This window comes from Geobacillus subterraneus (assembly GCF_001618685.1).
Lineage (GTDB): Bacteria > Bacillota > Bacilli > Bacillales > Anoxybacillaceae > Geobacillus > Geobacillus subterraneus.
Genome location: NZ_CP014342.1, coordinates 3,436,808 through 3,461,904 on the forward strand (window position 1 = coordinate 3,436,808; position 25,097 = coordinate 3,461,904).

At 52.2% G+C, this 25,097-nt stretch carries 17 protein-coding genes and 1 pseudogene; 15 read left to right on the plus strand and 3 right to left on the minus strand.

Annotation, left to right across the window (positions count from 1 at the left end; all coding sequences use genetic code 11):
* The first annotated feature begins 80 nt into the window (after positions 1-80).
* The 6 genes from GS3922_RS16795 to GS3922_RS18385 all read left to right on the plus strand — a co-directional run bounded on the left by GS3922_RS16795 (position 81) and on the right by GS3922_RS18385 (position 6,189).
* On the plus strand, positions 81-1,433 hold the full coding sequence (locus GS3922_RS16795; protein ID WP_063167445.1) for a TrkH family potassium uptake protein: 1,353 nt from the start codon (positions 81-83) through the stop codon (positions 1,431-1,433).
* A gap of 17 nt (positions 1,434-1,450) precedes the next feature.
* Entirely contained in the window at positions 1,451-2,326 is an 876-nt protein-coding gene (gene galU / locus GS3922_RS16800; RefSeq protein WP_063167248.1) for a UTP--glucose-1-phosphate uridylyltransferase GalU, read from the plus strand.
* A gap of 539 nt (positions 2,327-2,865) precedes the next feature.
* Positions 2,866-4,179 carry an AAA family ATPase gene (locus GS3922_RS16805; RefSeq protein ID WP_033009135.1) on the plus strand — a complete coding sequence of 438 codons (1,314 nt, stop codon included), beginning with the start codon at positions 2,866-2,868 and terminating at the stop codon, positions 4,177-4,179.
* Positions 4,180-4,201: 22 nt separating this feature from the next.
* On the plus strand, positions 4,202-4,690 hold the full coding sequence (locus GS3922_RS16810) for a macro domain-containing protein (RefSeq protein WP_020755180.1): 489 nt from the start codon (positions 4,202-4,204) through the stop codon (positions 4,688-4,690).
* Positions 4,691-4,965: 275 nt separating this feature from the next.
* On the plus strand, positions 4,966-5,937 hold the full coding sequence (locus tag GS3922_RS16815; RefSeq protein WP_063167249.1) for an MTP-1 family protein: 972 nt from the start codon (positions 4,966-4,968) through the stop codon (positions 5,935-5,937).
* 126 nt (positions 5,938-6,063) lie between these two features.
* Entirely contained in the window at positions 6,064-6,189 is a 126-nt protein-coding gene (locus GS3922_RS18385; protein WP_257722313.1) for a hypothetical protein, read from the plus strand.
* A 436-nt stretch (positions 6,190-6,625) separates the two neighbouring features.
* Here the strand turns inward: GS3922_RS18385 and GS3922_RS16825 are convergent, their stop codons facing one another.
* The gene (locus tag GS3922_RS16825; protein WP_063167251.1) at positions 6,626-9,397 is read right to left on the minus strand and encodes a DEAD/DEAH box helicase; all 2,772 of its coding nucleotides are present in this window, start codon (positions 9,395-9,397) and stop codon (positions 6,626-6,628) included.
* Positions 9,394-11,040, minus strand: a complete 1,647-nt coding sequence (locus tag GS3922_RS16830; RefSeq protein ID WP_063167446.1) for an SWIM zinc finger family protein — start codon at positions 11,038-11,040, stop codon at positions 9,394-9,396. Before GS3922_RS16830 ends, GS3922_RS16825 begins: the two co-directional genes overlap by 4 nt.
* Positions 11,041-11,256: 216 nt before the next feature.
* Between GS3922_RS16830 and GS3922_RS16835 the strand changes: the two genes are divergently transcribed.
* The 4 genes from GS3922_RS16835 (at position 11,257) to GS3922_RS16850 (ending at position 18,784) form a co-directional block, all read left to right on the plus strand.
* The gene (locus GS3922_RS16835) at positions 11,257-12,573 is read left to right on the plus strand and encodes an SEC-C domain-containing protein (RefSeq protein WP_011232730.1); all 1,317 of its coding nucleotides are present in this window, start codon (positions 11,257-11,259) and stop codon (positions 12,571-12,573) included.
* Between the two features lie 368 nt (positions 12,574-12,941).
* Entirely contained in the window at positions 12,942-14,120 is a 1,179-nt protein-coding gene (locus tag GS3922_RS16840) for an RNA-guided endonuclease InsQ/TnpB family protein (RefSeq protein WP_011231306.1), read from the plus strand.
* A 230-nt stretch (positions 14,121-14,350) separates the two neighbouring features.
* Positions 14,351-16,546, plus strand: coding sequence for a YecA family protein (locus GS3922_RS16845; RefSeq protein ID WP_063167252.1), 2,196 nt, complete (start codon positions 14,351-14,353; stop codon positions 16,544-16,546).
* A gap of 903 nt (positions 16,547-17,449) precedes the next feature.
* Positions 17,450-18,784 (plus strand): SEC-C domain-containing protein, encoded by a 1,335-nt coding sequence (locus GS3922_RS16850; RefSeq protein ID WP_015865238.1) that lies wholly within the window; start codon positions 17,450-17,452, stop codon positions 18,782-18,784.
* An 86-nt stretch (positions 18,785-18,870) separates the two neighbouring features.
* Here GS3922_RS16850 and GS3922_RS16855 read toward each other — a convergent pair whose 3' ends face one another.
* On the minus strand, positions 18,871-19,581 hold the full coding sequence (locus GS3922_RS16855; RefSeq protein WP_011232727.1) for a plasmid pRiA4b ORF-3 family protein: 711 nt from the start codon (positions 19,579-19,581) through the stop codon (positions 18,871-18,873).
* Between the two features lie 120 nt (positions 19,582-19,701).
* On the opposite strand from GS3922_RS16855, the pseudogene GS3922_RS18235 reads away from it, so the two are divergent.
* The 5 genes and pseudogenes from GS3922_RS18235 to GS3922_RS16875 all read left to right on the plus strand — a co-directional run.
* Positions 19,702-19,746, plus strand: a pseudogene (locus GS3922_RS18235) (SEC-C metal-binding domain-containing protein); the annotation flags it as partial.
* 18 nt (positions 19,747-19,764) lie between these two features.
* On the plus strand, positions 19,765-19,941 hold the full coding sequence (locus tag GS3922_RS18035; protein ID WP_014195142.1) for a hypothetical protein: 177 nt from the start codon (positions 19,765-19,767) through the stop codon (positions 19,939-19,941).
* A gap of 412 nt (positions 19,942-20,353) precedes the next feature.
* The gene (locus GS3922_RS16865) at positions 20,354-21,724 is read left to right on the plus strand and encodes an N-acetylmuramoyl-L-alanine amidase family protein (protein WP_063167253.1); all 1,371 of its coding nucleotides are present in this window, start codon (positions 20,354-20,356) and stop codon (positions 21,722-21,724) included.
* 425 nt (positions 21,725-22,149) lie between these two features.
* Complete coding sequence (gene brnQ, locus GS3922_RS16870) at positions 22,150-23,460, plus strand: branched-chain amino acid transport system II carrier protein (RefSeq protein WP_063167254.1); 1,311 nt, start codon at positions 22,150-22,152, stop codon at positions 23,458-23,460.
* A 240-nt stretch (positions 23,461-23,700) separates the two neighbouring features.
* The gene (locus GS3922_RS16875) at positions 23,701-25,074 is read left to right on the plus strand and encodes a UDP-glucose dehydrogenase family protein (RefSeq protein ID WP_063164646.1); all 1,374 of its coding nucleotides are present in this window, start codon (positions 23,701-23,703) and stop codon (positions 25,072-25,074) included.
* The last annotated feature ends 23 nt before the right edge of the window (positions 25,075-25,097 follow it).

The following is a 25,097-nucleotide window of genomic DNA, read 5'->3' on the forward strand; positions in this document are numbered from 1 at the left end:
ATGTATCGTACGTATCCATACTGATGCAGGCTTGGCGTGCGGAAGCCGCGCGCGCTGGTCGGGGCAATGGTGGTGACGGCATGGCAATAAAACGTTCATTATGGTTGAAGCTGTCAACGATTCAGTTGATCATTCTGTTTTATTTAGTGGCGGTCGCGGTGTCGACGGTGCTGTTATGGCTGCCGATTGTACATCAGCCGGGAGTGGAGCTTCACTGGATTGATGCGCTGTTTACGGCGGCGAGCGCCATTAGTGTGACCGGGTTGACGGTTGTGTCGATTCCGGAGACGTTTAATACGTTTGGGATTGTTTTGTTGATTGTGATGATGCAGGTGGGCGGCGTAGGGTTAATGATGCTTAGTACGTTCATTTGGCTGTTAGTTGGCAAAAAAATCGGGTTTCGTGAGCGGCAGCTGATCATGACCGATCAAAACCGTCTTGCGCTCTCAGGGCTCGTGAAGCTCACGCGGGACATCTTTTTCTTGATTCTGGCCATTGAAGCGGTCGGTGCGCTGATTTTGGGCGTGTATTTTTTGCGTTATTTTCCGACGTGGCCGGAGGCGCTTTTGCAGGCGGTGTTTGCGTCGGTCAGTGCCACGACGAACGCTGGATTTGATATTACCGGCCAGTCGCTGATTCCGTTCGCCGGTGATTATTTCGTGCAAGTCATCCATATCATTCTGATCATTCTAGGCGCGATTGGCTTTCCTGTGCTCATTGAGGTGAAGGAGTTTTTGTTTGCGCGCGACCGAGGGCGCTACCGGTTTTCGCTGTTTACGAAGTTGACGACGGTGACGTTTTTTGCCCTCGTCTTCTTTGGCACGGTGGCGATTTATGCGCTTGAATGGAGCCATTTTTTCGCTGGAAAGCCGTGGCACCGGTCGCTCTTTTACGCCTTGTTTCAGTCGGTGTCATCGCGCAGCGGCGGTCTGGCGACGATGGATATGAACGAGTTTTCCGAACCGACGTTATTGCTTTTGAGCGCGATGATGTTTATCGGTGCTTCCCCGAGCAGCGTTGGCGGGGGCATCCGGACGACGACGTTGGCGGTGATTTTGTTAACGGTTTGGCATTATGCGAAAGGGCGCTCAGCGGTCAAAGTGTTCGGGCGTGAAATTCATGAGGAAGATATTTTAAAATCGTTTGTCGTCTTTATCGGCGCGCTGTTCCTTTGTTTTGCGGCGGTTCTTGCGCTTTCCGTCTCGGAATCGTCCCTTCCTGTCGTCATGCTTTTGTTTGAAGTATGTTCAGCGTTTGGGACGACCGGGCTGTCGCTCGGCATTACCTCTGAGCTCAGCCCGTTTGGCAAGATGGTGTTGGTGGTCGTTATGTTCATCGGCCGGGTCGGCATCATTTCGTTTTTATGGCTCATCCGCGGCCGGGCGGTGAAAGATAGTTACCATTACCCGAAAGAACGAGTCATTATCGGTTAGAAGAGGAGGAAGGAATCATGAAAAAAGTGCGCAAAGCGATCATTCCGGCAGCGGGCCTTGGGACGCGGTTTTTGCCGGCGACAAAGGCGATGCCAAAGGAGATGCTTCCGATTGTCGATAAGCCGACGATTCAATATATTGTGGAAGAGGCGATGGCATCCGGCATTGAGGACATTATCATCGTCACCGGGAAAGGGAAGCGGGCGATTGAAGACCATTTTGACTACGCGTTTGAGCTCGAGCAGCTGCTGAAGCAAAAAGGAAAATTGGACTTGCTTGAGAAAGTAAAAGAGCCATCCAAAGTGGACATCCACTACATTCGCCAAAAAGAGCCAAAAGGGCTGGGGCATGCCGTTTGGTGCGCGCGCAATTTCATCGGGGACGAGCCGTTTGCGGTGTTGTTGGGCGATGATATCGTCCAAGCGGAAAAACCTTGTTTAAAACAGCTCATTGAGCAGTATGAACAAACGTTCAGCTCGGTGATCGGCGTCAAGCGCGTGCCGGAGGAAGAAACGCATCGCTACGGGATCATCGACCCGCTCGAGCAGCAAGGCCGGCGCTACCAAGTGCGCCGCTTTGTCGAAAAACCCGCTCCGGGCACAGCGCCGTCGAACCTCGCGATCGTCGGGCGGTACGTGTTGACGCCGGAAATTTTCTTGTTTTTGGAGAAGCAGGAGGTCGGCGCAGGCGGGGAGATTCAGCTCACCGATGCGATCGGGCGGTTGAATGAAATTCAGCGTGTCTTTGCCTACGAGTTTGAAGGAAAACGGTACGATGTCGGGGAGAAGCTCGGCTTTATCGAAACGACGATTGAGTTTGCCTTGCAAAACGAGGAGCTGCGGGATGACTTGCTTTCGTTTTTGGAGCAGATTGTGGCGAAGGAGAAGCGGTGAGGACAAGCGGCGAAATGGGGGTGCATGCCAAACGCGGTTGGCCAAAAATAGGCGCGCGATCTGCATGAATGGCGAACCGTTTGGTGGCGGGATGTTGGTGATCATCTAGGCTGGATTGCAACATCTGCTTGTACGGTGAACCGTGTGCTCTGACGCATGGCGGCCTTACAAGTCGGAGCAGCACGGAAAAAACGATTGCCCGGCATGTGTTCGTTTTGTGAAATTTTTGTCGAAATGTTCGTGTTGTTCCGTGAAAATGGGACGGTTACAATGAAATTAGAACAAATGTTCTTTGTTGGATTCGTTTCCATATAAAAGGGGAGGGCAGGTGAACTCGGTATGATTCAAGCGTTTGAGGTTGAACATTTCGAAAACATTTGGTGCATTCAATTGGACGAGCTAAAGAGCATCAATTTGTTTAGTGGGAAAAACAATGTTTGGAAAACGACGATTTCAAGTTCTGGGTGTATTTTTTCTCAAGATCATTAACACGCGGGGTGATCATATAGACTGAAAATGGCCGCAAGAGGAGGGTAGGTATGGCTCGCATTCGCATTGAGCATTTTGGGCCAGTGGGGCTGTTTGATGAGGAGATTACCGATGTAACGATTTTGATTGGTCCTCAAGCGAGCGGAAAAAGTACGATTAGCAAACTGATTTTTTTCTTCCGCTCTATTCCGGATGAATGGGTAAATTATTTGCTTTCGTCCCGACAAACGGATGAGCACAGCCCGTTTTTTGAGTTCAATAAATATCTTAGGAGAAAATTTGTCGGCTACTTTGGAACGACAAAACATATGAGACCGTTTCACATTCGTTATGAATATAGTGACGGAAAATTTGTGCGTCTTGACTTAAAAGATGGTTATGTGCAAATCCACTTTAGCGATTCCTTGAAAAAGGGGATTTTAGAGACGTTCAAGCACGTTATTCAGTTGAAAAAAGAGACGCAATATCAAGAGCGGCTGTTGACTGATTTTTGGAATGTCTCATCTTGGAAAGCGCGGCAACAAAGTGTTGTAGAAACAATTAAAACGTCTATTGATGAAGTATTTGGCGATTCGAAAACATCGATCTTCATTCCGGCAGGCAGAAGTTTAGTCGCGACGTTGTCCGATCAGCTGCAAGATATTAACCCACGGCAACTCGATGTCTTGACAGAACAGTTTATCGAACGAATTAACTTGCTAAAGAAGGCGTTTTCGCAATCGTTTGAGGAAATTGTCGAGGATCGGAAAAAATTTTCGACAGAGAAAATTGACTTTGAGGCGATTCGGTTTGCCATTGATATTATTGAGCGGGTGATGAAAGGAAAGTACATGTTCTCTGACCAGGGAGAAAAAATCTTTTTTAATGAAAGAGAGTATACAAAGCTAAAATTTTCATCCTCAGGGCAACAAGAAGTAGTGTGGATTTTGTTGCTTATATTCACGGTTATTTTGGAACGGCGACGAGTGTTTATGGTGATTGAGGAGCCTGAGGCTCACTTGTACCCGAGCGCGCAAAAAGAAATGGTCGCCTTGTTTGCATTATTGCTAAATGCGACGGATAATACGCTAGTGATTACGACTCATAGCCCATATATTTTATCCGCTTTCAATATTTATTTGTACGCGGCTAAGATTGGAGAAAAGCTAGATCGACGCGCCGAGCCGATTGTGGACCGAAAGCTGCGCCTTTCTCCGGAGCGGTTAAAGGCCTACATGCTAGAGAGCGAGGGAGGGAGATTCCGCTACCGAAGCATTATCGATGATGAATTACGGTTAATCCAGGCCGAAGCGATCGATGAAGCATCGTCTGCCATCAACCGTGTTCTGGATGAGCTTATGGAGGCGGAGGAAGAGGGGGAATAAACATGGCTAAGGAGGGGTTCGGATGATTCGCGCCATGGTCGGCGATCTGACCAAAGTGGAAGGAGTCGAGTACATTTGCAATGCCGCCAACGGCATCGGGCCGATGGGCGGCGGCGTGGCAGCGGCGATCCGTCGGGCGGGGGGACGTGTGATCGAGGAGGAAGCGATCCGCGTCTGTCAAGCGCAAGACCCTAAGCCCGGCGATTTGTACGTGACAGGAGCAGGCTCGCTGCCGTTTCGCGGGGTCCTTCACTTAGTGACGATGAAGCAGCCTGCAGGGGCGACGTCGTATGACATCGTTCGGGCGTGTCTCGAGCGGCTCGTCGCGCACTGTCGGGAGAACGGAATCAAGAAGGTGGCGTTGCCAGCGCTAGGGACAGGCGTCGGAAGGCTTGACAAAGAAAACGTGGCGCAGTTGTTTGTCGAGGTGTTGGGTCCGGTCGAGGATGTAGAGTTTGTGGTGGTGGATATTGATCAAGCATTCATCCGTTTTGTCCAACAGCGCCAATAAAGGGAGAAAAAGGGCCTTGACTTCGTCTTGGCCCTGCTTTTTTGGCAATGAATAACGTGTTTCCTTCTTTCTCATATCATATTATAATAAGAACACACGAATGAATGAGTTTCATTGACTTTCTCATCCGGCCGACAGGAGGTGGCATCATCGTTGATGTCCGAATGACGAAGCCGGTGTGAAAGGGAGTGGGGTTTCCTGTTCGAACCGCGATCAGGAAAAACAGCCAAAAATGCCAATGTGGGCGTTTTGGGCGCCATCCGGAGGGATGAATCATGTTATTCTCATTGCCAACATTAAAGACATGTCAAGTGTTAGTAGACGAATTTCGTTCGGCCCCACAGCCGTTTGAGCCGGAAAAGCTTCGCTTTGCGGGTGTCGGGGACCGAGACGTTTATAATATTTCCGCACCGTTTGTGGATGAAGGAGAATGGGTGATCGCTGGGCGCGTCGAGGCGCGCGACAGCGAGCAATCGGAAGTGTACTTTTTCGTCGAGCGCGACGGCGTCTGGGTTCCTCGTGACGGGGCGCCGGTGTTCGCCTTGCAGGATCCGTTTGTGGCGCGCATTCACGGCCAGTTGGTGTTCGGCGGCGTGGAGACGTTTCCGCATCCGGTGTTTGACGGCGAGCTGAGCTGGCGGACGGTCTTTTACCGCGGACCGAACATTCGCCGCTTAGAAAAGTTTGCCGAAGGGCCGGATGGGATGAAAGACATTCGCCTTGTCGAGCTGAAAGATGGCTCGATCGGCGTGTTCACCCGGCCGCAAGGGGAAAAAGGCGGACGCGGGAAAATCGGGTTCACCCGCATTTTCTCGCTCGATGAGTTGACGCCGGACGTGATTGAGGCCGCGCCGATTTTGGACGCCCAATTTACGGATGAAGAATGGGGCGGCGTGAATGAGGCGCATTTGCTGGCGAACGGGCTTGTGGGGGCGCTTGGCCATATCGCTTGCTTTGACGAGCACGGCAACCGCCATTACTACCCGATGGTGTTCGTGTTGAACCCGGAGACGATGGAGCGTTCAGAGCTGGAATTGCTTGCGCTTCGCTCCCACTTTTTGGATGGTCCGGCGAAACGGCCGGATTTGGCGAACGTTGTCTTTAGCGGCGGACTCATCCGCAAAGGCGACGGCACGGCTGAGCTGTACGCCGGCGTGAGCGACGCCGAGGCGCAAAAAATTTCGCTCATCGACCCGTTTGCGAAATACGAGGCGCAAGAGCTCGATCGGATGTATGCTTCCGTTTAGCGAAAGGATCGGTGCGACAGACCTTCTCTATGAATGGGGAAGGTTGGCGGCCGGTCCTTTTTTGCATTTGGCCGGTTTCTTGCCTTGTGCGAAGGACTTCGGTTTGACATAAACGTGACTTGTTCGGTGACGGTGTATGTGCTCAATGAGGAACGGCTGTATGAGCAGGCGGATGTTCAAGTGAAAACGGGAACGGTTCGCTCCGTGTATTTTCCGGGGCTTGCAATCGACATGCCCGAATTGTTTCGTTGACAAGGTGCTGAGAGGATGGCTTGAAAGCGAACAGCGTGGGATCAATCCCACGCTGTTTTCGTGAAAATGCAGGACTGGCGCGTGATTTTCATCCCCGGGTGGAGGGCAAAGCGTGCTGCCCATGGACCTTTCCGTGAAAATGCGCGTGCCTTGATGATTCATGTTCATGCCCGGGTGAAGGGCAAAACGTTGCCCATGAGATGTTTCGATGAACACACGTGCCTGGATGATCCTTTTCATGGCTGGACAAAGAACAACACTTGTTGATGAAGTTTTTTCTGTGTCCAACAGGATGTTCATCGCCTGCGTGATGTCCTTTACGGTTGTTTTTGCCGCTTTTCCCGCTCCTTCATTTTCTCTTCCATCCGCTTCAGCAGCTTTTCCCACGGGTTTTCCGCCGTTTTTTTCTTGCGCTTTCGTTTTTCTTCCGCCATGCTCAAGCGCCTCCTTTCGCGGCGGCCGATAAGGCGAGCAAGTCGCGCAGTTCGTCATCGGACAGTTCGGTGATCCATGCCTCGCCTTCGGTGATGATGTCGGCGAGCGCTTGTTTTTGTTCGAGCATCTCGTCGATTTTTTCTTCGATTGTCCCGACGGTGATCAATTTATGGACGTGGACGAATTTCGTCTGTCCGATGCGGTAGGCGCGGTCGGTCGCCTGGTTTTCCACCGCCGGGTTCCACCAACGGTCGAAATGGATGACGTGGTTGGCCGCTGTTAAGTTGAGCCCGGTGCCGCCTGCTTTGAGCGACAAAAGGAAAATCGGCGCTTTTTTCGCTTGGAACTCATCCACCATCCGGTCGCGCGTTTGTTTTGGGACGCCTCCGTGCAAAAACAACACCCGCTCATCAAACAAGTCGGAAAGCAGTTCTTGGATCATCTCGCCCATTCGCACATATTGCGTGAAGATGAGGCACGATTCGTCGTTGGCGCGAATTTGCTCGATCAGTTCGATGAGCTTTTCGAGTTTGTGCGACCGTTCGACGAGCTGGCGGGGTCGGCGTTCTTTCAAATACAGCGCCGGATGGTCGCAAATTTGCTTCACACCGTTTAGCATTTGCAAAATCAAGCCGCGCCGCGCAAACGGACTGGCTTCCTTTGCCCGTTCGAGTGTGTCGTTGACGAGCTGCTCGTACAAGGCAGCCTGTTCGGCCGTGAGCGGGCAATATTCTTTTTGTTCAAGCTTATCCGGCAAGTTGAGCGCAACCGCTTCATCCGTTTTCGTCCGCCGCAAGAGAAATGGGCGGATGAGCGTCTGCAGCGCCGCTTTTTTATGGGCATCTCCTTCTTTTTCAATCGGCCCGGCAAAGCGCCGCTCAAACTCCGCACGGCTGCCGAGATAGCCGGGGTTGAGGAAGTGGAAGATGCTCCAAAGTTCGCCGAGACGGTTTTCAACCGGCGTGCCGGATAAGGCAATTTTATGTTTTCCGCTCAAGCGGCGGATGGCGCGCGCTTGTTTTGTTTGCGCATTTTTGATGTTTTGCGCTTCATCAAGGCAAATCGCATGCCAATGAATCTGTTTTAAATCGTCTTGGTCCAAATGAGCAAGGTTGTAAGACGTAATGACGAGATCGGCCTCGCCTGCCGTTTGCACGAACGCATCGTGTTTCGCCCGGTTCGGTCCATGGTGCACGTAGACGCGCAAGTCTGGGGTGAAGCGGGCGCATTCCTTTTGCCAGTTGCCGATCACGCTGGTCGGGCAGATGAGCAAGGCCGGCGTGTCCGGGCGTTCGATTTCTTTGACGTGCGCCAAATAAGCAAGCAGCTGCACCGTTTTGCCAAGCCCCATGTCATCGGCCAAGCAGGCGCCAAAGCCGAATCGGCGCAAAAAGACGAGCCAGTCGACGCCGCGCTGCTGATACGGGCGGAGCGTGCCGTGAAAAGACGGCGGCACATTCGCTTTCGGCAATCCATCCAGCTGCTGGAGCTGGCGGATAAACGCCCGGAATTGGTCGTGGACGTCAATGTGGATCGGGATCGATTCGTCCGCTGCCTCTTCGCGCTCCTCTGCTTCCGAAAGCAGCGTTTGCGCCACGATGTCGTGGATCGGCACGCCTTCTTTTTTCGCCTTTTCCATGAGCGCCTGTGCGCGGCGGACAAGGGCGGGATCGAGAATGAGCCATTGGCCGCGCAGGCGGATGAGGCGCCGCTTTTGTTCCGCCAAAGCGGCAAACTCCTCTTCTGTCAGCTCAATCCCGTTGGTCGCGACGCGCCAATCGAAATCAGCGAGCCGCTCAAGGCCGAACAGTGATTCGGCGTTGACGGAAGGCGACAGTTTCGCTTTGATCGACAGCTGCGCCTGGCGGATATCGTGCCACCAGTCGGGAAGCAGCAGGCGCACGCCCGCTTCCGTCAGCTTTAAGCTGTCTTCGGACAAAAAGCGCCACGCTTCTTCATTAGACAGTTCCGTCCGCAGACCCTCCCCGGCGTCAAGCCACGGCACGATCGCGCAAATGCGGCGAATGGCGCGCTGGATCGATGATTCATATGGGCGCCAAGCGCGCGGAATGTCGCTTGCGGGTGCGATGACGCTGTCGTCGACGGCGATTAGCACCGCTTCAAGCGTCCATACGTCGCCTTCCTCGGACGGCTCGACAAGGCGCAGTCCGACGACAAACGGCGGCCGGTCGCCGAGCCATCCGATTTGTTCGAGCCAGTCGTCTTCCGTTCCGGTCCATTGGCCGCTGGGGGAGGCGATCAATGGATAAGTGCGAACGATTTCGCCCCAAATGCCGCGAAGTTCCGGGTCGCGTGAGAGCCAGTCGGCGACCGCAAGCGACCGCCATGTGGCGACGAACGGATCGGGATCGTCATCCGCGCCGCGCCAGCGGGTGCGTCCTGCTTCGCTCCATGCGCCGCCTGTGCTTTTCCACAAGGAAGCATCTGGAAGGAAGCGGCGTTCGCGCAAACCGTTCCAAATATGCTTCGCCCACTCTTCCAATCGGGCGGTGAACTCGTCTGCCCATTCAATGGCGGAAAAGCGTGAGTGCGGACGCAAAGCGAACAGGGTGAGCGCCTGCCACGGCGACAGCCGCACGATCCCGTTTTCACCGTCATGGTCGATATCGAGCAAGGTGCCGTAAAACGTCTCTTCGTGCCAAGCGAACAAAGTCGACGCCCATGACGAGACAGGCGTGGAGCTTGAGAGTTCGAAGCATTGATCTTCTTCGTCCCACTTGCACGAAAGCCGAATCGTCTGCAACACGTTCATGAGAGCAATTTTCCTTTCTTCAATTCTTCATGAAACGCGCGCATGCGCGCCGTTTTGGCGAGCAGTTGCTCGAGATAGGCTTCCCATTGGTCGAGCCGCTTCATCGAACGGTAGTGGGTCCGCAGCGTTTTCAAATGGCGGACCGCCCTTTGGTAGCTCGCCCGGTTTTTTTCTTCCAGCCGCCTCATCACGGCCCGATGATATAACGGCATCACGAGTTCTGGATTGCGCGCTTGCAATGTTTTAAGCAGCTGTGGATGCAATTCATCGGCGGTGATGTTCGCCCATAAAAACAGGTCAACGACTTCTCGGTATCGCCCTTGCCGATACAAAAAGTTGGTATAATAGTTGACGCTGTATGGAAGACTGCGCTGCAAAAAATCTTCCCATGCATCCGGTCGGTTTCGTTGGCGGGCATACATTTTAAACAAATGAACCGCTTCGTCCAAAAAACTTCCCCGGGCGAGGTCGGACATGTGGGAAAGATAAAGCGGCCAATCGTCCTTGGCTTTTTCCCAAACGGATTCAAACCGCTTGACGAGGCCGTTGGTGATGAATCGCCCGATCCATTCAATCAAAAACAAGCCTGCCTGATGGGGAAACGCGCGGTACAGAGCCATGGCTTCGTCATCTTCGCCAAGCAAAAAGGAAAGATGGGCCGCCGCCATGGCGGCGCGGGACTTGCCGTATTCATTGGCGAGCCGAAGCAATTCCATTCGTTCTTCCTGCCGCCATGCTGGCTTGGTGAACAACAACTCCCACGCGGTTGTGTAAAAGTCATAGCCGAATGATGACAGCCCTCCGTCCAAAAACAGTACATCACGAACATACGGAATCGTCTGTTCAATCAACGCGTTGAGCGACCGCGGCAGCGATTGAGTAGACAATTTTTCCAAGGCGTCAAAGGCACGGTCGGCGACATAGTTGACGTCCTGCTGCCAGGAAAACTGTCCGTAAGAGGCGAATACGACGTCGTTCCACCCTTGCGCCTCCCCGTACTGCCGAAGCTTTTCCAACAAAAAGAGGGCGGCATGAAGCTCCCGCAACGGACGGGCGCCAGCTTGCTTCCTTTCGTTTTTGCCAAGTTTCGGGAGCAGCTGGACGGCTAAACGGTACGGCCAGTTTTGGCCGTTTTGATGGCGGGAGAAAAAGTCTTGATACTGTTTCTCAAATTGGTCCCGCCAATCTTCGACGGTTTCATTTTGAGTGATGGAAAGGGCGGTCGGTTTCCCCACCCTTTTTTGAGCGAGCGGCTCCCGTTCATGGGGAGCGGTTGTCTCTTTCCACAACGCTTCGATTTGCCCTTTTTTCCAAAGGCGAAACAGCTCACCGCTGTCGAACACATTGCCGTATACGTAAAAAAACAGCGCCAAAATATGCGGACATAGCCCGTCCGTCCCGCATGGGCAGCGATGGCGGCGGGTGATGTTGGCCAAATCAAGCATGACATCATGGGGGGTGATGTCGGAAACGACCCCTTCCACTTCGTGGCTGTTGATCACCATGACGTTATAGACCAACCCGTTTCTTGACAAGTCGCGCCCTTTTTGAATGAGATTGTGGAAAATAGGAAACGGCAATTCTTTCAGCAATTCCCCAGCCGCCTGCTTCAAAAGCGGCTTGGAAACGGTTGTTTGCAACATGTCGGTCCGTCCTTTCCGTTCCATTCCTTATCATCTAATTATAGCATGTGACAGCGTGTCGAAAAAAGAGGGGCTATGTGATAAAACGCGTCTGTTCTCGAGCGGGCATGAAAGGACATCGCGAGCTTTTGGACGTGCGCGCGTCTTGATAGAAAGAAAGCCGATGATGGTTGACCGTCTATCGATGATGGTATAATAGGAATAGAAAAAGTCCAAATGGAAAAGAAAGCAGGTGCATCGAATATGGCGGAAACGCCGCGGAACGCGTTATGCCCGTGCGGAAGCGGGAAAAAGTACAAGCATTGTTGCGGAAAAAAAGAGGCGGTTTCGATTTCGTCATTGATTGACCGCGAGTTGATCGAATGCATGAATGATATGCGTCAGTTTGTTTTACAGCGGTATGAGAGGGAGGCGGAAGAGCTTTTAGACCAGTTCCCGCTTGATGAGATGCCGGAGGAACTCGAGCTTGGCGTGCAGATCATGGCGGTGAACTGGATGTTGTTTTGTTGGCCGCTTGATGAAACAGGACAAACGATCTTTTCTGCTTACCGGAAAAGCCGTCATTGGGAGCGGTGGCGCCCGTCCGTTCAGGCTCACATCGAGAGGTGGGAAGGAGCCGTTCCGTCGCTTGGCGAGTTCATCGGCTATGAGGACGACAATCGCCCCGTTGTCCGGGATTTGTTGACGGGAGGGGAAAAGATCGTTCATTTATTGGCTTCCCATCAATGGCCGAGCGTGATCGAAACAGGAGATGTGGTGTTCGGCTTCCTTGTGCCGTACCAAGACGTGTTCACGTGTTTCACAGCGGTGTTTCCGCTCCCGGCGTCAGGGAAAGATCGATTGCTTCGGGCGATTCAACAAGAAGGGGAGTGGAGCGGTCAGCCATCGGCTTTATGGATGCGCGATCGGTTCGTCGCTGTGCTTTCCGATGTGCTCTTGGAGTGGCTTTGGCAGTTCGCCAAACAGTTCAAATGGGATGATCCGAAACAAGCGGCCGTCATTCGCGAGCTCGATGAAAACGAGCCGGAGGCGCCAGCGGCGCTGCTCAATCAAGCGTTCGCCATATGGGCGATCTATTGCGGAAAAACATCCCGCCTCCCTTATTCGGTCCCCGTCTACGCGGCGGCGCTCCGCTATGTGGCTGGGCATTTGATGAAGGCGGAAGGATCGGAGGTGGAAGACATCGCCGATCGGTATGACGTGATGCCAGAAGATGTGCGATCGGCGGCGTTGGATTTTTTCCTGATGGCTGTTGATGATGAAGACGACGAGGAATGGCTCGATGACTGGGAGGAAGACTGGTTCGAAGAGGAAGGGGATGAGCTTGATGCGCGCATCAATGAATGGATCGATGACATCGATCTGATGTTGATGCGTGAAGGATGGGACGAGAAGCGAGTCAACCGTCATATTGACCGCGCCATCCGTTCGTGGCGGAATGAAGGCCTGCTTGAGGAAGTGAATGAAAAAGAATTGCGTAAAGAACTCCGCGATGTAGCGTGGGAGATCTTCACCGATCGGGGATTCATCTAGAAGCTGGCAGAAAAACGGGCGCTGCGCGCAAGTCAGCGGCATTTCGTCAGAAAGGAAAGCCGGTTCCACAAGGGCTCTCTCATTCAACCATCATGGAGCTCAACCCAAGCCCTCTATAAGTAGAAACAGGGAATGGAATGCGTTCCATTCGTGAAACTCCAAAAAAAGCGGCGGGGAACGATCGGTTTTGACCGAATCCATAATGGATTGGGAAAAATGGCTTTGTGCGCGATTCCGACCGTTTTTAACATAAATCAGCCAGAAGTCCCCCACCTCTACAGGTGGGGGATGAATGGCGTTCGGTTTTTCTGTTTTTCTCTTTCTTCTTTGGATGGCAATAGAATACAATAAACATAGGAGGTGAAACCATGTATCGAACGCTGAAAACCCGTTTTCGGGCAAAGAAAGAAGTTATCCAAAAACTATTTGAATGCAATCGTATCTCCGCAGAAGTTTGGAACGAATGCCTTCGTTTGGCAAAAGAACATCATTTGGAAACAGGAAAATGGATAACCAAAACGGAACTGCAAAAAGCAACAAAAGGTCGTTTTTCTATCCACAGCCAAAGCATCCAGGCGGTTGTGCATAAATATATCTTTGCCCGTGATGGGGCAAAAGAAGCACGGAAAAAAGGAGAAAAAATCAAATATCCATACAAAAAGAAAAAACATTTCAACACGAAATGGGCAAAAGATGGGTTTGTTTTGCATGAAGACGGAACGTTGGAACTGTCGCTAGGAATTTGGAATCGAAAACGACAATCTCCTTTGGTGGTGAAAATCGACAAAGAGAAACTTCCAAACGGAAAAGTCAAAGAAATCGAGTTGGTCTATGACCGTGGTTTGTGGCTTTGTTTATCGTATGAAGATGGGAAAAAACCAAAAGAAAATCCATGTAAAAACCGTGTTGCTATTGACCCAGGGGAAATTCACACCATCGCAGCCATTTGTGAAAATGGGGAAAGCCTCATTATCACGGGAAGAAAAATAAGAAGCATTCATCGGTTGAGAAACAAGAAATTAAAAGAACTGCAAAAACTCATGAGCAGATGCAAAAAAGGCTCCAAACAATGGAAAAAGTACAATCGGGCGAAACAATATGTACTTTCGAAATCAGAGGCACAACTAAAGGATGCACTGCACAAAACCACGAGACAATTTGTTCGTTGGTGTTTGGAAAACCAAGTGAAAGAAGTCGTCATTGGAGATATCGAAGGAATCCAACGGAATACGAAAAAGAAACGAAACAAAAAGACCAATCAGAAATTATCCAATTGGTCGTTTGGAAAATTATTTGATTATCTCAAATACAAATTGAATGCCGAAGGAATTCAAATCGAGAAAAAAGATGAAAGTTATACCTCGCAAACATGCCCTGTTTGCGGGAAGAAAAATAAATCTTCTTCTAGAAATTATACATGTCAATGCGGGTACAAACGACACCGTGATATCCATGGGGCAATGAATTTATTTGCCAAAGTATATTATGGTGAAATCCGCCCATTGGAATTTACGGTCAAACCGTTTACGTATCGACGGATTGCTTAGGTATGAAGTCGTAGATGGCGAGTTCCCGCCCTTGAGTATCATGGATACTCATGTTGCCTGTGGCTCCCAACGGGACGGGTGCCAGGTGTTGCCTGCAGATAGGCTGCCAACCAGCCTATCATGCATCCACCTCCGAAGGGGAAACAGGAAACCCCCACTTCGATAAGTGGGGGAGGTTCATTATCTTGGTCGCCGTTTTGGAAAGGAATGATTAGAAGGGAGGATTTTGCATGGCAATCGGCCGAAATGACCCGTGCCCGTGCGGAAGCGGGAAAAAGTATAAGAAGTGCTGCATGAACAAACAGCAGGAGCGTGAAATCAAGCGGGTGCGGCAGCGCCGCTTTTTTGACCAAAAATATGAGCTGTCGCAAATGGTGCAGCGGTTTTTGGATGAATCGCTGTCTTATGATGAACGCGAAGCGGTCAACCGTACATTTCGCCGAATGATCGAACAAAAGGATCATCGTGAAGAGTTGAAGGTGTTTGAGACGCTTTGGCGTTTTTTCCTCCATCGTTATCCGAATGGATTGCGCGGCGTTGAATGGTTTCAACAGGAAAAAGGGCGTCGTCTGTCTCCGGAGCTCAAGGAAATGTTGGACCGCTGGGTTCGACTTGTGCCGCGCCTTGTGCAATTTGTCGATTTGCATGATGAAGGAGGAGTGGCGGTCGACCGGTTGACGGGCGAGAAACTTCTCATGCCGTATTGCGAGACATTGGAGGTTGTGCGCCCTTGGGGCGGCATGTTTGCCTTTTTGGAGCCCTTTGACGGCGGCTATTACGTTTGCGGTGTATCATCGATTGTGGATCCGAAGGGCGTGGAACGGGCGGAAGAGAACATTCGCGTCTTGTTGACGCAAACTGATTGGCCGTATGAAAAGGTAGCCGTTGAACATTTTCTCGATATCGTTGATGCAGGCTATCCTCCGAGGGCGGACGATGTGCAAGAGGAGCGCACGCGATGGACGTATGAATACGAATGCCAGGAAGCCGCTGAGGCGATGAGGAAGCTTGCTTCGATCGGACGCGCTCACATTGATCATGACGATGGGGAGAAAGTGGAAGGTTCATGGTGCACCAATGTGTACCATTATGTCGGAGTGATTTCCCCCAAGCTGATTCGTGTATTTGAATTAGGCGGGTCATTATCCGCTCATCGGTCGCGTCTCGTGTTGTCTACCGAGGAGGAAGGGACGGCCGAACAGCTCGTGTCGCTGCTGCAGGCGTTTGGGTATTCCCCAAAAGAACGAAAACGGGGGACAGAAGCCGTTTTGCGCCGAAAAGGGATCGAAAACGTTTCGCTTCATATTGATTCAGACCCAGACTCTCCCCCTTGGGTGGCAACGATGGCCGGATTGGATGTTCAAATGGAAAAAGCCCTTCACATCCCGCTTGAGAAATGGAATGGAAAAACCCCTCACGAAATGGCGCGCGAGGGGCGTGTGCAGGAAGTGGATGAGTGGCTGAAAGAGTATGAATTCCATTTGTTTAACATGCAAGAACGAGCCAATTTGCCGGTGCTCATCGGAGTGAATTCCATTCGCTCCCGTTATGGATTGCCCCCATCTCCGTTTAGCTCATCACATCGTCTTTCGGACTTATGGAAAATGAAATGGATGGGGCCGGAAAGAACCGAGACATTGTTGATCCGCGCGGAATGGGAAGGGATGTATTTTACCGATGACGCATTGGCGTTTTATAACGAAGTCATCGTGAGCGGAGAAAAAGAAGCCAAAGAGGCGTGTTGGGCCGTGGTTTTGCTCGTGTGTGAATATATGACCGGGCGGACGTTTTCATCGTGGGAGGACGTAGGAGAAGAAGACTGGAAACAATGCATCGTCGATCAAATCCCGTCAAGATGGAGTTCGTTTTCATGGGAAGTGGTGAGCCGAGCGCTCGATATGTTGCTTGAGTGGGCCGATTGGCTGGACCGCCGTTATGGAACGAATCATCGAACTGTTATTGGTGCCGTGCTGGAAGAGGTCAGAAGCGAATTGGAACATTGCTTTGCTTTGCTGGATGAATGGAGGGGCGAGAACGGAAAGGGGGATGAGGAACTGATGGCTTGGCAGCTTGCTCGTTTGTTTGGTTTGCCTATTTCCCTTTCCGTCGGTTTCTCGTTTTTCCGCGTCAAGCGTGTGGAACAGGGGAAGGCGGTGCTGGATTGGCTTGCCCATAACCGAACGGTGACATGGGACATTCCGAAGCGGGCAGAGCCGCATCTGTTGCCGGGCATGTATATCGTCGCCGCGACCGATCGCAACGGCAAGCTGGACGATCTTGCCCGCGTATATCCGCCGTCTTTCTCTCCGTACGTAGAGCCGTGGCTTCAGGCGCTGCAAGAGTGGCCAGACAAGGTGGAGAAAGAACGGGCTGCGTTTCAAGAGCGCCTGCTTGCCTCGTTGTCCCGTTTGCTTCGCCGGCCGTAGGCGTCCCGATGAATGACGGGGCGCTTGTTTCTCTCGGCTCGGCCTCTATGATTCTCCATTATGCAGGCAAGCCCAATGGTAAGAGTCATTCATCCTATTTCGCGCAGGAGACTCCCACTTCAACGACCAAAGGGAGTAAGTGGGAGAGGAATGCGCGTTCCCCCCTTTCTTTTGTGTATGATATAATAAAGGCGTGGAGAAAACCGTTCAATAAAGGCACTCCAATCACGGCTACTCGATGTATGGAGTTGGTTACAGGAAACGTTGTAACCGTAAAACATCGAGCGTAGGTCCGTCTGTTGTGTGTGGAAGCCAAGTACTGCCAACAGACACACCGAGAGAATCGGTAACGATGCAGGCATGACCTGCGTCGTTGGGTAGTCGTCAACCTGCCCCCTGATGCAACCCCAAGTCAAGGAAGGAGGACGAAGTCCGTTTGCACTTCTGGGGAGTTGCAAGCCCCCACTTCAAGCGTTAGCTAAGTGGGGGTAGTTGACATTCTTAGGATTTTGGTCCATCACCATAACGTGTGCTTGAGAAGCAGGGTTTTTCTCGTTTTACCGAGAAACGGATGAGGACGCGAATGATCCAAGAATCCTACACCTTTAGGAGTGCGGAGTGTCAACCGGCATGAAAATCATGGATTGGCTGATTTCTCCTTGGAGAAGGAAATATGGCATGTTTTGAAAAAGCCAAGGGCACCTTTTGATAAAAAATGGAATGCGAATCGATGTTCTCGACATGAGCGACGGAAGTCCCAAAGTGCTTGCGATATGTGTTGCTGAAAGCAGTTCCATCACACGTTGATCGTGAATGTCTCCCCAAAGTGTTTAGCTGGCCCGAGCGTTAGCGTAGAGGGGGAGAACGTTCAATGACTATGATACAAAGAAAGTAGGTAGCTATATGGTGAAGGCATCGCGAAACAATCTTTGTCCATGCGGCAGTGGGAAAACGTACAAGCATTGTTGTGGGAAGAAAGAAGCAGTATCGATAGAATCTCTAATTGACCGTGAAGTGGCCAAATGTATGCAAGATGTGTTTTCGTTTGCGTTAGAGCGATATGAGGAAGAGCTTGCTTTCATGATGTCTGGTTCTCCATTTCAAGGGCTTCCTAACGAGCTGGAGACCAGCGCCAATTTATTGCTGACGAACTGGGCGATTTTTCACAGACACGTTGATGACAAAGGGATGACAATTTTTTCAGCCTATATGAGAAGCCGGCGCCGCACGCGGTGGCGTCCAGCAGTGCAAACTCATTTGAAGCGATGGGACGAGGCGGTTCCGTCGTTTGACGAGATCATTCATATCGAGGATGAGCGGCGTTTCCTTGTACGCGATCTGTTGACCAGAAAAGAAAAGTACGTCCGTTTTTTGACGCCGGAGGAGCTTCCGTCTGCTAGGGAGGGGGACGTGTTAGTAGGATGCCTCGTTCCGCATGGGGACGAGTGGGCGTACTTCATGAAGGTGCTGCCGATTCCAAAGAGCGGGAAGGATCGGCTTGCGCGGGCGCTTCAAGCGGAATGGAATCCGGATATGAAAACGTGTGAAGTGTTTTTGCGCGAGTCGTTTCCGGAATTGCTTGAAATAGCGGTCCATGAGCTGTTGTGGCAGCTGCTGAGCGAAAAGGACTGGGGGGATCGAGATCAAGATGATGTTTTTCGCGAATTAAAGAAAAAGGAAGAAACAACCTCCTCCCTAGTGCTCAGCGAGGCTGCGTTCCTTTGGCGCGCATATTGCGAAATGGATGAACCGGTCATCAAGAATCCTGCTGTGTATGCGGCTGCACTCCGTTATTTGGCGAGTGAAATGGCTGGAAGAGAATTTGTCAATATGGAAAAGGTTGCGGAACACTACGGCGTTCCTGTAGAGGAAGTGGAAGCCGCTGTGATGGAATTGTTTTTATTTCGCACAGAGTTGCTCGATGATGGAGATGATGAGGGCGAGAATGATGATGAGTGGCTCTTTGACGATGGGGATGACGGTGATGAGATCTGGTTCGACGACGGTGGGATGGAGGATGGCGATGAGCTGGACCGTGCGATTGAGGAATGGCTTGACCAAGTTGAGGAGTTGTTTGATTGCGAGGGCTGGGACGTTGATCAAGTCCATCGCTTGATCGACAAAGCGATCCGAACATGGAAAAAGGACGGGTTGCTTGAAGGAGTCGATGCAGCTGAGTTGCGCAAGGAGCTCGAGGAGCTCGTCTGGGAGACGTTTGCCGAACGGGGATTTTTGTAAGGCGATGGACAAAGCAGGCAACAAAGGACAGATGGGTGCGAAAGAAGGTGCCCTTGAGAGATGACGGATACCTTCTTTCGCATGCGTTACAATCGGATATAGGCCAGCCGCTCGTTCGCTTCCTCGACGTCAAAGGCATCAGGGTCAAAATCTTCGCCTTTCATGTCGTACATCCAGTCTACCAGCTCGCGCAATTCGGGATCGGCAAGAGAGTCTTTTTGCGCCGCCGCTTCCAGCAGCTCCAGGTAGCCATAGACGCCGCCGCAATCCTCGGGAGGGCACGCCCGTTTTCCTTTCAGGCAAGCGGCGCGTTCCAACGGTTTTGGGAGTGTTTCAATCTTTTCAACAGTGACGGTATGGCGCCAGTAGTCGCCAAAATCGTAAATATATAGAAACTTTTGTTTTTCTTCCGTCAGCCATTGCTGTAATGGGATGCGGCGGGCGTCCATCAGTTCTTTTTCCAGCTGAAACGAATCCCAGCCGTCAGGGATGCCGATGAGAACGCTTCCGAAATCGAATTCGTATAAATGGGCTTGTTCCCATCCCATCGCTTCTTGGATGATGAGATGAAGCTCGTGAAATGTCGCATGTCCGGGAACAAGGACGCGCCGCCAAATCGGCGGGCGGATGCCGTTTAATGTGATTTTCAGCTGGTAGGCTGTTTTGGACCGCCGCCGTTTGGAGGGGGGTGCGCTCTTTGGCGCCTCAACCCATCTGCCGTGTGGACGGTCCCGCTCTGTCGGATGGAACATGGCAGACAATTCGTCGATCAGTTTAGCAAGATTGTCGGGGTTCATAGCCCTCGTCTCCTTTCGGATAAACGTTTTGTATAATAGTAGTTTATCCTGTCCATAGTAGAATTTAAACATTATTGATGGAAATATTGAAAAAAGAAAGATGGGAGAGGAGGATGACGCATGTCGATCGGCTGGAATGACCCATGCCCGTGTGGAAGTAGGAAAAAGTATAAGAAGTGCTGCATGAACAAACAGCAGAATCATGAAATCAAACGGGTGCGCCAGCGCCGCTTTTTTGGCCAAAAATATGAGCTGTCGCAAATGGTGCAGCGATTTTTGGATGAATCGCTGTCTTACAACGAACAAGCAGTGGCGAGACGGACGTTTTACCAAAAAATAGAGGGTATGAAGTATTTATAATATTTTGGATTTTTTGAAACACTTTGGTGCTTGTTCATTCACCGTTTTCCCAATGGAATGCGCGTCATTGAATGGTTCCAGCGCGACAAAGGACACCGTCTCCCGTTGGAGCACGGAGCGCTTTTGGCGCTTCTGCGTGTTTCTTCATGGGGACGGCTTATCCATTCGGACATCGGTTAGAGAAGCGATGGTGGTATGTCGGCCGTAGCTGGATGGTTCGACTGGGTTGCGCGTTGTGGCTGCCGTTGTCGTGTGAAGAGGCATCATGCAGAAAAAGGAGAGCTATTGTCGGTTGATGGATGCCGCCCCGCTAGTTTTGTCGAGCGGTTTTCCCAAGTGACAGACAGGAAATTCCCCGTTGTGCGCGAACGATATAGTAGACAAATTGGAGACAACGGGGGAGGGAATGCGCATGAGGCGAGGAATATGGCTCGCCCTGTTGTTTTGTTTGCTATGGCTGGCTGCGGCTGCTTGGCCGGTGGGGGCGAAAGGGGAGAGTGGGAAAACCGCTCAGTTGGCGGTGGTGACGGCGGATCAGGTGAACGTCCGCCAAGGACCGGGGGTGCCGTACCGTCCATTGGCGAACGTTCACCGTGGCGAGGCGTATCGGCTGATCGAGGTCAAGGATGGATGGGTGAACATCGAGTGGAAACCGAATCGAACCGGGTGGATCGCCGCGCGGTACGTCACGTTGGCAAAAGAGACGGCCATCGTGCAAGAAAACCGACTCCGCCTTCGACAAGAGCCGAGCAGAGATGGGCGAATTATCGGGCATTTGGCGCGGGGAGAAACGGTATGGATCATCAAGGAAGATGGGGAATGGACGGAAGTGATCGCAGACGGTGCGATCGGCTGGGTGTCTTCAGCATACCTCACTGCAGCTCGGGAGTCATCGATTTCGCATCAAACCGGAATCGTCAACGCCAGTTCGCTCAACGTGCGGGCTGAGCCGTCATTGAAGGCAGCGCGCGTCGGCCGCCTTGTCCGGGGCGAAGAGGTCGAGATTGTGGAAAAGAAACCGGGATGGTACAAAATTGCCTCCCAAACAGGGCTTGATGGGTGGGTGTCATCCGCATATGTGCAGGTAAAGGGTGGACAAGCTAATGAAAAGGAAGCGGAAGTGCCCCAGTCGGCTGGCCGCTCGCTGCCTTCAGCCATCGCGCCTAGCGACTCCCGCCTTTATGTAGACAGCTGGACGCGCGGACCCATTCAGGCGCTCGCCGGAAAAACGATCGTGCTTGACGCCGGCCATGGCGGCAAAGACGGCGGGGCGCAAAGCATCAATGGCGTAACAGAAAAAACGTTGACGATGGAAACGGCTAAGCGGCTGAAAGAAAAGTTCGAAACATATGGAGCGCGTGTTGTATTGACGCGCGCTGGTGATGATTATGTGCCGCTGTCGGCGCGCGTTGCCGCCGCCCGCTTGTACCAGGCCGATGCGTTTATTAGCTTGCACTACGACAGCGCGGCGGACCGGGACGCTTCCGGTGTCACCGTTTACTACTACGACCGGTTTGCTGATTACGGCTTGGCGCAATCATTCGAAGGGCCGTTCTCACAGCTCTCTATCTTGCCGTTTCGCGGCCTCGCCTTTGGCGACTATTACGTGTTGCGGGAAAACGAGCGGCCGTCCGTGTTGCTTGAGCTCGGCTATTTAAGCAATCGGTCGGACGCTGCAGTCGTGGCGACAAACGGTTATCAAGAAGCAGTGACGACGGCCATCGTGAATGCCGTACGTCATTATGTTCAATCGCACGGCCTTTTGGAAAAGACCGGTGATTAAAGGAGCAGGTTGCTTCACCACCTTGTTTCTCAAATTGAGAACCTGTTGGCATCAGCTTCTCGTTTCACGTCATCCGACGTCAGCTAGGGGTGATCGCTGTTTTTCACCAGCCTTCTAAAAAAGTGGACAACGGATTTGCTGCGGCATGACAAAAAGCGTCCCCGATTTTCGGGGCGCTTTTTGTTGTTTCGTCTTGTTTGGATAACCGCTGGCTGACGGCAGAGGATCATTCGCTTTTCAGGGCGTTTGCCTGAGGGCTGCAGGGAGCGAAAGGGCGGAAGTTGGTTGACAAAATAGTTAAAAAAGTATAATATTTATAAAGGATTAGGATAATAATAATCGCCTGTTATTCTAATTAGTACTATTGTTTTGTTATATATCAGAATATTCAATTCATTTTTGATGGAATAGAAATGGGGGATACAATGAAGACGAGAGATGTGTTGTTTACAGGATTGATGCTATTTTCTCTCTTTTTTGGCGCGGGGAACTTGATTTTCCCTCCGTATTTAGGGATGGAAGCAGGAACGGCCGTATGGCCGGCGGTTCTTGGATTTATCGTCACCGGTGTTGGGCTGCCGCTGTTGTCAGTCGCGGCGGTGGCGTTCGCAAAAGACGGCATCCGTTCGCTCGGCAACGCCGTTCATCCGCTGTTCAGCCTTTGCTTTTCACTCGCGGTGTATTTGGCGATCGGCCCGTTTTTCGGCATCCCGCGCGCGGCTAGCGTCGCCTATGAAATCGGAGCGAAGCCGTTTTTCCCTGAGAGCGGATCTTTGGTGATGTGGCTGTTTACCGGCCTCTTTTTCGCCCTTGTGTACTGGCTCAGCTTAAACCCGTCGAAGCTTGTGGATCGAATCGGTCAGCTGTTGACGCCGGTGTTGCTGCTTTCGATTGCCGTGCTTTGCCTTGCCGGTTTAATCCGGCTTGACGACCCGCAGGCGATGCCGGCTGAGAAGTACGCCTCGGCGCCGTTTGTGAAAGGGATGCTCGAAGGGTATTTAACGATGGATACGATCGCGGCCCTTGCCTTTGGCATCGTCGTCATTCATGCGCTTCGTGACCGCGGGGTGGACCGGCCGGCGTTGCAGGCAAAAGCGACGATGCAAGCCGGGTTGATCGCCGGATTGGGTCTCGCGCTCGTTTATGGCGGCATTGCCATCATTGGCTCTAGAATGGCGGGTGCCGGTTCCTTTGCCAACGGAGCCGAGCTATTGTCATACGTGTCATCGCTGCTGTTTGGCAGCGGAGGGAAGTTGCTGTTGGGCGTGATCGTGGCGCTTGCCTGCTTAACAACGGCGGTTGGTCTAGTCGCTGCTTGTGCGCAATACTTTCAAGAGCTCACCCCGACTGTTTCGTACCGAACGTATGTCATTGTATTAACCTTATTTAGCTTTTTGATGTCAAACCTCGGCTTAAATGCGTTGATCGCTGTTTCCGTTCCAGTGTTGACGATGCTGTATCCATTGGCGATCGTGCTCGTCGCCCTGTCGTTTTTCCGCCGCTTTTACCGTGGTTCGGCGAAAGTGTACGGGATGGCGTTGCTCTTTACCGGCATGTTCAGCCTGTATGACGGTTTGAAAACGATCGGGCTGGAGACGGCATGGTTAGAACCGCTCCTCTCATGGGCGCCGCTGTTTTCAGTCGGGCTCGGCTGGGTTGTCCCTGCGCTGATTGGCGCTGCGCTTGGCTTGATGATCGATCGGCCGTCCGCAACGAAACGGAAACATGCGGCGTAAAGGGCTGACTCAAAAGGTCATGTACGCCCGGTCGGGGGAATAATATGAATATAAAATCCGTCTGATGTATATATATGGAAGAAGGGAGGATGCCTCGTTGCTTTTGGGGCATTCTCTTTTTTGTGTGGAAAATAGTTTTTTGTTCGAGCAACGGGGCGGAACCCGTGAAAACCGGCAGGCGATTCGATATAATGAGGACAAGCGACGATCGCCGCAATGGATGAAAAGGTGTGAGGAATCGTGAAGATAGCGATTGCGGGAACGGGATATGTTGGACTTGTGACCGCGGCTTGTCTGGCCGATAAAGGGCATGATGTGACATGCGTCGATGTGAACGAAGAGAAAATTCGCCTATTAAATGAAGGGATCGTCCCGATTTATGAGCCGGGGCTTGACTCGCTTATTCAGCGAAACGGCGTTCGCCTTCGCTTTACGACCAACGATGTGGAAGCGTATCAACGGGCGGAAGTGATCATGATCGCCGTCGGCACGCCGCCGCAGCCGGACGGGTCTGTGCGGCTTGATGATGTATGGGGCGCATTGCGACGCATCGCCGGGGCGGCCGAACGCGATTGCCTTGTCGTTATCAAGTCGACCGTGCCCGTCGGCACTGGCGATGAAGCCGCCCGTTTTTTGGCGGAAAACGGACGGCCGGAGGTGAAATTCGACGTCGTATCCAACCCGGAGTTTTTGTCGCAAGGAACGGCAGTGCGCGATACACTGCAGGCGCCGCGCATTGTATTGGGAGTGGATTCGGACCGGGCTGAACGGGTGATGAAGGAGCTGTACGCCCCGTTTGCCCTCCCGTACGTCGTGACGGACCGGAGAAGCGCTGAGATGATCAAGTATGCGGCCAATGTGTTTTTGGCGTTGAAAATTTCGTACATCAACGAGATCGCCAATGTATGCGAGTTGGTAGGCGCTGATATTCAGGCGGTGGCGGAAGGAATCGGCATGGATCCGCGCATCGGCCGCCGCTTTTTGCGCGCCGGCGTCGGGTATGGAGGCTCATGCCTGCCGAAAGATGCAAATGCCCTCTATTCCTTGGCGGCTTCCCACGGCTATTCGCTCAAAACGGTATGGGCGGCGATCGACGTCAATGAGAAACAAAAATGGAAACTTCTTGACAAAGCGCGTCTGCACATTGGGGATTTCCGCAACCGGACGGTCGCCGTGCTTGGCGCCGCATTCAAGCCGGGCACCGATGATGTGCGCGAGTCTCCTGCCTTGGCGAACATCGAGCGGCTCATTTCCGAAGGAGCAGTCGTGCGCGTCTGGGACCCGGCCGCCCTCGGTCATGTCTCGCGCCGTTTTGGCGATGCGGTTGTTTGTTGCGAGACGATCGAGGAAGCCATTCGCGGCGCGGATGTTTGTTTCATTTTCACCGAATGGCCGGCTGTGTTGCAATTTGACCTTCACTGCTACAAGACGCTGATGAAAACACCGCTTGTGGTGGATGGACGGAATTGCTACGACCCGAAGGCGGCCGAAGCCGCCGGCTTAATCTACGAGTCGATTGGGCGGCCGGTGGGGCATAGGCAGCTGAAAGTGGATCGGGCTGTTGACGTTCTCCAGTGCGCCTCAGCTGCCTTTTTCCGCAAACAATGCGAATAGGGATGCCGCTTAATTGTCCCGTT